At 42.1% G+C, this 5,354-nt stretch carries 4 protein-coding genes and 1 riboswitch; all 4 genes read left to right on the top strand.

What is annotated here, in order from left to right:
* Positions 1-488 precede the first annotated feature (488 nt).
* Entirely contained in the window at positions 489-1,322 is an 834-nt protein-coding gene (locus KQI91_RS13090; RefSeq protein ID WP_216393225.1) for a substrate-binding periplasmic protein, read from the top strand.
* Between the two features lie 13 nt (positions 1,323-1,335).
* Positions 1,336-2,298 (top strand): ABC transporter permease subunit, encoded by a 963-nt coding sequence (locus KQI91_RS13085; RefSeq protein ID WP_216393224.1) that lies wholly within the window; start codon positions 1,336-1,338, stop codon positions 2,296-2,298.
* Positions 2,299-2,401: 103 nt separating this feature from the next.
* A riboswitch (cyclic di-GMP riboswitch) is annotated at positions 2,402-2,477 on the top strand.
* Positions 2,478-2,570: 93 nt separating this feature from the next.
* On the top strand, positions 2,571-4,802 hold the full coding sequence (locus KQI91_RS13080) for an ATP-binding protein (RefSeq protein WP_216393223.1): 2,232 nt from the start codon (positions 2,571-2,573) through the stop codon (positions 4,800-4,802).
* A 6-nt stretch (positions 4,803-4,808) separates the two neighbouring features.
* Positions 4,809-5,252 (top strand): hypothetical protein, encoded by a 444-nt coding sequence (locus tag KQI91_RS13075; protein WP_216393222.1) that lies wholly within the window; start codon positions 4,809-4,811, stop codon positions 5,250-5,252.
* Positions 5,253-5,354: the final 102 nt, after the last annotated feature.

The raw sequence follows: 5,354 nt of genomic DNA, 5'->3' as shown, positions 1-5,354 counted from the left end.
ATCCATATCGAGTTCCTAACTTACGTCTTTTTTAGAAAATAAGCCGTAGGTTTATTAAAGTTACCCTTTTGTATCAAAATCTTTTTCAAATAACTCTTGACTATTTACCAAATTGCTTTCTGCTGTAAATAAAGAAAGGAGGCAGCTCCTATGTGGTTCATAAGAGTTACCTCCTTTGGTTGAGCCAATTATAACGGATGCTTATGACCTTGGCAATATGCAAACGGCAAATTGCACATTACGATTTCGCATGACATTCATAAAAGAATCTGAGGGTATCTGTGACATTACAATTTGTTATTTACATTCAAAAAACCATAAAAAATCCTTGGGGTCATAAGTGTTGACAATCTCCGGGGGCACTGATAAGATACACACCATAAACCGACGGACAAGAACAACGGCGTTCACTGAATCAAGTGAGCGTCTTTTTTGTTACTCAAAAACAGAAAGTTGTTCTTTTCACGGATAATAAGGAGGACATTATTATGAACAGAAAAACAGTGAAGAAATTTATGGCAATTGGTTTATCAGCAGCTATGGCACTTGGAATGAATGCAACTGTATTTGCAGCAGATGACTCCTCTGATTCTGTAAAAGGTGCACTGGAAGGAGTAAAACTTTCCTTTGGTACTACCGCACTTTTTGCCCCGTTTACTTATTATGATACAGATGGAACTACACTGATCGGTTTTGACCTGGATCTGATGAATGCATTAAAAGATTATCTGGGATTTGAGCTGGACGGAGAGATTCAGGTAATGGATTACTCAGCACTGACAACATCGCTTGCAGAAGGAAAACTTGATTTTGGTATGGCAGCTCTCTGTGCAACGGATGAAAGAAAAGAAGTTATGGACTTTACAGAAACCTATCGTGATTCCGGTCAGGTTGTTATGATCAATAAGGAAACATCTCCTGCTGAGATCACAGATATTGACACTCTGGTAAAAGGAGATTACAAGATCGCAGTAGAGAAAGGAACCGCTTCTCACCTCTATTGTACAAACAATGGCGTTTCTGATGACCGCCTGGAGGTACATGATACGATCACAACTGCTTATGAATCTCTGGAACAGGGAAAAGTAGATGCGGTTATCCAGGATGGACCGAATGCTTACTATTATATTAAGACAACAGACGGAACAAAACTGGAAGTTGTAGGTGATGAGTTCAATCAGGGTCAGGCACCATATGCAATTGCGATTTCCAGAGATTGTTCAGGGGCAAATGATGGAATTGTAGATACATTCAATCAGGCGATCAAAGATCTGACAGATGATGGCACAATCGACAAACTGGTAACAGAGTGGCTTGAGTAAGGGGGACTGCCCTATGGATTTAAGTTTTTTAAGCGTTTTGCTTCCCATGTTGTTTCGTGGGTTAAAAGTGACGATCTATATTGCGGTAGTAGGAATCTTACTCGGATTTCTTCTGGGTTCTGCTGCAGGGTTCGCCCTGCAGACCAGAAGCCGTATTGCCAGGGCGGTCGCAGGTGTGTACATATGGATCATCCGTGCGACACCTCTGATCGTACAGGCACTGTATGTATATTTTGTAATTCCGAAGATGACGGGCATTGACCTGAGCAGTAATACAGCGGGAATTATTGTTATTACGATCAATTCAGGTGCATTTATCGCTGAGATTGTCAGGGGTTCTCTGGACAGTATTGATCCGGGGCAGAGAGAAGCAGGTCTTTCACTGGGCCTTACTCCGACACAGACGATGGTCCATCTGATCATTCCGCCAGCCTTTCGTTCCATGCTGCCGGCACTTTTTAATCAGTTTATTATTTCTGTAAAGGACACAGCACTTCTGTCTGTTATTGTTGTAAATGAGATCACCAAACAGATCCAGAACTATGCTGCGATCAGCTTTAAGACCATTCAGGCCTACACAACAGGAGCCGTTTTTTATGTTGTGCTGATTTCTGTTCTTATCATTTTGCAGAAGCAGGTTATCCGTGAGATGGCAGAAAAGCAGTCCTGTATTATTGTAGGAAGATGTGCAGATTATATTTTCCGTGATCACAGAAATGTTTTAAATATATATATCTATGCGCCGGTGGAGGCACGTTACAAAAACTGCGTGGAAGTGCTCAGGATGAAGCCGGAAGAAGCAACCAAAATGATCTACAAAGTCGATAAGGCCCGTACTGCATATCATAAGCGCTATGCCAAATATGCACCGGAAGATCCGGACAGTAAACAGATCATGATCGATTCCAGTATGCTTGGAGTCAGAGGAACCGCAGAAGTACTGGCTGAGATCGTGCAGCGGAGATTTGGGCTGTAGATCATCAGAAAAATCTGAAGGAAGGCTTTTTTATTTTGCCATATCTGCGAAATTAATAAAATTTCATGGACACAGAGGAGGGAAAAAGATATAATAAAAAAGAAATTATTATAGGCAAATCAGTCGAAAGACTGAGACGCAAAGCTATAGGGCCTGTAAAATGGCAGCCAGTTGCAAAAATAAGTGCAGGGTGTGTTATAGTCTGATGTCTATGATATTGCCCTGCTTTTTTGCGGATATAGCCGGGTCAAACTTAAGGAGTATATGATGGTATGGCAAAAAAAGTTTCTTCTGCGCCAGGTGACAGGAGAGTGAGGCAGCGTTCTGTTGCCCTTATTCTTGGGAGTATCGTGATACTGCTCATTATAATGACAGTTGTTACCTCACAGCAGACAGACAAAATACGTAAAATTATGGATGATGCGGCTTATCAGAACATGGAAACAATGATGCAGACGATTTCCAGCACAGTCAGTTCTACATTCGCGTCTGATCAGACTTATATGCAGTCACTGGCGTCGACCGTGGCTTTTGCGGAAGATGATATACAGACATGGGTAGAGGAAGTGGAAACTGACACATCTAAAGTGCGTAATCTTTATTACAGTGACCTGGAATCTGATACTGCATATGGAAAAAACAACAAGACTCTGGTTCTATCGGATTATGTTTTTACAGAGCACAAAAATGGTCAGGTACGTTCGGATGCATACATGTCTGAAACAGGAGATTATGTTTATCTGATGCGGGAACCTGTTTTGAAAAACGGCGAAACAGTCGGCTATCTGTATGGCGAATTCTCAATGAGCCGGTTTTATTCCCTTCTTCCGTCAAATGTGACAGACATTCATGATATATCACTGATGGAAGCAGATACGATGAAATACATCCACATTCCGGCCCGCAATGGTTCAGGAACACATATCAGTTATAATGTGCTGAAATATCAGACAGATAATCCGGAACTTGCGGCTCAGATCGTATCAGAGGTTCAGGAGGCCATAAAGAACCGCCAGTATTATATGCGACTGCTCACTCTTAAACGTATGGAAGATGGAAAAATGACAGGAAAAGATTTTGTTGTATTCCTCTGGCCGATCGATGATGGTGAGTACTATCTTTCCGGTGTTTCCAAGGTAGATTCACTGCAGAGCGAACGTATCAGCGTGCTTCACACAATTAATCTGCTGGTCACGCTGCTTGCCAGTGTCAGTCTTCTGATCTTATGTATGCTTCTGTTTTTCTTTGGAAATATCATTTATGCGAATAAGAAAAATGAGATCATTCAGAAACGCCATAATGAAGAACTGGATGATGCCCTGCATATTGCAAAAGCAGCCAATAAATCCAAGAGCAATTTTCTGTCCAATATGTCTCACGACATCCGTACCCCTATGAATGCGATTATTGGATATACAACACTTCTCCGCAAAGAAGCAGATGATCCTCAAAAAGTACGGGAATATACAGAAAAAATTTCCAGTTCCGGGGATTATCTGCTCAGTCTGATCAATGATGTACTGGATATGAGCAAGATCGAGAGCGGTAAGACTACATTGAATATATCCATGTTTCATATCAGAGAACTGGTGAATGAAGTAGAATCTATTATTCGAATGCAGGCAGAGATAAAGAAGCAGAGATTTGATGTCAGCATCGAAAACATGACGCATGAGTACCTGATGGGAGATGCGATGCGCATCCGTCAGATTGTGTTGAACCTGCTCAGCAATGCAGTGAAATATACGCCGCAGGGTGGAAGGATCAGGTTCACTGTTGAAGGAATACCTCAGACAAAAGCAAACATTCAGAAGCTGCGTATTGTGGTTCAGGATACCGGTTATGGCATGGATGAGGATTATGCAAAAACAATTTTTGAGCCTTTTGTCCGTCTGAATAACAGCATGACCGGAAAGATTCAGGGAACCGCTCTGGGACTTGCCATCACAAAAAATATGATCGACCTGATGGGAGGAACCATTACTGTAAACAGTACACTTCATAAAGGCAGCACATTTACGGTAGAACTGGAATTTCCGGTTGCGGATGAGCCGGTGTCTGCACTGACTGATTCGGCAGCCGAAACAGAAGAGGAAGAGTTTTCGCTGGATGGATTACATATTCTGGCAGCAGAGGATAATGAACTGAATGCGGAAATCCTGACAGAGCTTCTGGATATGGAAGGGGCAGTCTGCAAAATCTGCGGAGATGGCCGGAAAACAGTCGAAGAATTTGAAAACTCTGAACCAGGAACTTATGATTTACTTCTGATGGATATTCAGATGCCGGATATGAACGGTTATGAAGCAACAAAGGCGATCCGTGCAGGCTCTCACCCTGAAGCAAAAACAATTCCGATTGTTGCCATGACAGCAAATGCTTTTGCAGAAGATGTACTGGAAGCACTGCAGGCAGGGATGGACGGTCATATTGCCAAACCGGTTGATATGGTGGTACTGAAAAAGACGATCAGTAAAGTACTAAAAAAGAAGAAAGAAGGATGAGCACAGATGAATTTGAAAAAAGTATTGCACTATGGAATTCCGGTTTCGTTGTCAGCAGTGATGCTGCTCTCAGCGTCCGGATGTGGAAGTAAGCCGGAGGAAGAAGCAAGGACCGGTGAGGTTGAGAGCACATCGGACACCACAGATATTCAGTTTTTTTCCTCTTCTACAATTATTCCAGATGATATTGAATGGCAGGAATCTGCCAGTGGCCAGTGTTTCACCTATGCAAAAACACTGATTCCGGATCTGAATTTTACTTTTCAGAATTTTGCAGCGGATGGGGCAGAGATAACTTATGATGAAGCCTGTGTGGAACGAATTCAGGAAAATGCAGGGGACGATATTATTCTTGCGAATTCAGATGTTATTATGAATATGGGAAAACAGGGATATCTGGCAGATCTTTCTGATGTGGAGGGAGCTGATCAGCCAATGTCATTTAGTTAAGGCATTGGCGTGGTGTTCCTTTTTAGGCAGAGATATTGGAATTCCTATCTCTGCCTACTTTTTTTGTTTTGGAGATTGTTCGCCTATTTTCAGACAATACAA

This window comes from Blautia sp. MSJ-19 (assembly GCF_018918125.1).
In the GTDB taxonomy this organism is placed as follows: domain Bacteria; phylum Bacillota; class Clostridia; order Lachnospirales; family Lachnospiraceae; genus Blautia_A.
The sequence above is the reverse complement of the archived record's forward strand: the minus strand, read 5'-3'. Positions and strand labels throughout refer to the sequence as shown.